General features: G+C 44.2%; 1 protein-coding gene. It reads left to right on the top strand.

Translation table 11 applies throughout. The features are described from left to right. The first annotated feature begins 621 nt into the window (after positions 1 to 621). Positions 622 to 1,299: a response regulator transcription factor gene (locus F6K49_RS45320; protein WP_070392220.1), complete on the top strand. Its 678-nt coding sequence runs from the start codon at positions 622 to 624 to the stop codon at positions 1,297 to 1,299. Positions 1,300 to 1,775 lie beyond the last annotated feature (476 nt).

The raw sequence follows: 1,775 nt of genomic DNA, 5'->3' as shown, positions 1-1,775 counted from the left end.
ATTTGATCATAATCGTACTGATCGGCTAACACTCCCAGTGCCCTTGGGTAAGTCGTGCCATGATTGAGAATAATTATTAATTATAATTTGGTGCAGTTGTCGGCAACTGCGGACAATAGAACTTTGGACAAGGGAAAAATAATTGAGGAAAAAAGTATCAAAAAGCGCTGCATTGCTGAGCCGAAGTTACCTATTTTTATTAGTTTGATTTCTACATCTCAACTAACAATGCTGTAGTTGACGATTCCTCATAAGCCATTACCAAAAATACCAGGACTATTTGGTAACTGATGTAAGCATTCAGCTATCAGCTAATGCGCTACGCGCACGCGTGCGCGTTCAGCTATCAGCCAAAAGCGCTGTAGCCACGCTACCGGAACAGTTTATGCCCATAGCCAACGCTACACCGAACAGCTTTTCAATAAAATAAGCTGACGGCTGAACGCGCACGCGTGAGCCTTTGGCTGACGGCTGACGGCTGAATACTTACTAACTGATTAACCGGACTTACTATCAATCATCTTGGCAGTATCATGGAAAACTCGCGAATTTTTCTACAGTTGTCAAAAAATTGGTCATAATCAAAGATAAAACTCAGGTAATCATTCAGAGGTGCTGAAGATGAGGATTTTACTAGTAGAAGATGATGAGCGGATTACCGACGCCCTTGCTGAAGACCTCACCGACCAGCATTATGTCGTGGATGTTGCCAATGATGGTCAAGTGGGTAGGGAACTAGTAGAGAGCTTCAGCTATGATTTAATTTTGTTAGATGTCATGCTGCCAAAGATTGATGGTATTACCCTTTGCCGAAAGTTGCGCTCCCAAGGCGACCTTACTCCCATTCTAATGCTGACGGCTCGGGATACCATCAATGATAAAATTTTAGGACTTGATGCTGGTGCAGATGATTATCTAGTCAAACCCTTTGATTTAGGAGAGTTGTCCGCTAGGATTCGGGCCTTACTGCGCCGGGGAAATACTACTTTACCACCTGTACTGGAATGGGATTCTCTCCGCCTTGATCCCAGTACCTGTGAAGTCTTCTATGAAGACCGCCTCTTGTCCCTAAGTCCAAAAGAGTATGCTCTGCTAGAATTTTTCCTGCGCCATCCTCGCCGTGTGTTTAGCCGTGCTCAAATCCTGGAAAACCTCTGGTCCTTTGAACGACTACCAGAAGAAGCAACCGTTAAAGCTCATATCCGAGGTTTACGACAGAAACTCGATGCAGCAGGAGCTCCCTCTGATTTGATTGAGACAGTCTATGGTTTGGGTTATCGTCTCAAAGAAAATCCCTAATATCATGTCCTGATAATTATTGATAACAAACCTTCTGAGATTAAACCTTACTCCTTTCCTTCAGCATAGCTGCCTTCTGCCCTCTGCCTTCGATTCAGCGCAAGGGTGTAAGTATTCAACCGGACATGATATTACCGATTCGTAACCTCAGGTAAAGCTTCAGCAGAAACTCCCCCCTTAACGAGATTGGGGGGAGTAATTTTTCTACAGTAATGATCCAGTGCATTGATGAGCTATGTGTGGACTGGAGTTAAATTGACCGTGATCTCTATTGCACCATTGGTGACAAGTTAAGGAAAATAAGCCCTTGTCAAGGGGGTTTTAGCATTCCCTGAAGTGACAAGTAGCTCTACGAATAGCGTTGCTGATTAGCGTTGCGTCAGTCAAGTAATGAATAGGAGTAGGTGCGATTCGTTGGGCATAAACCGGATAAAACCGGGGGACTGCCCGAAGGGGTAAAACCCTTTAACTGTATA

Source organism: Moorena sp. SIO3I6 (genome assembly GCF_010672095.1).
The sequence above is the reverse complement of the archived record's forward strand: the minus strand, read 5'-3'. Positions and strand labels throughout refer to the sequence as shown.

Coding starts and splice junctions, on each gene's coding strand:
- F6K49_RS45320 (WP_070392220.1), top strand. CDS start 622: ATGAGGATTTTACTAGTAGAAGATGATGAGCGGATTACCGACGCCCTT.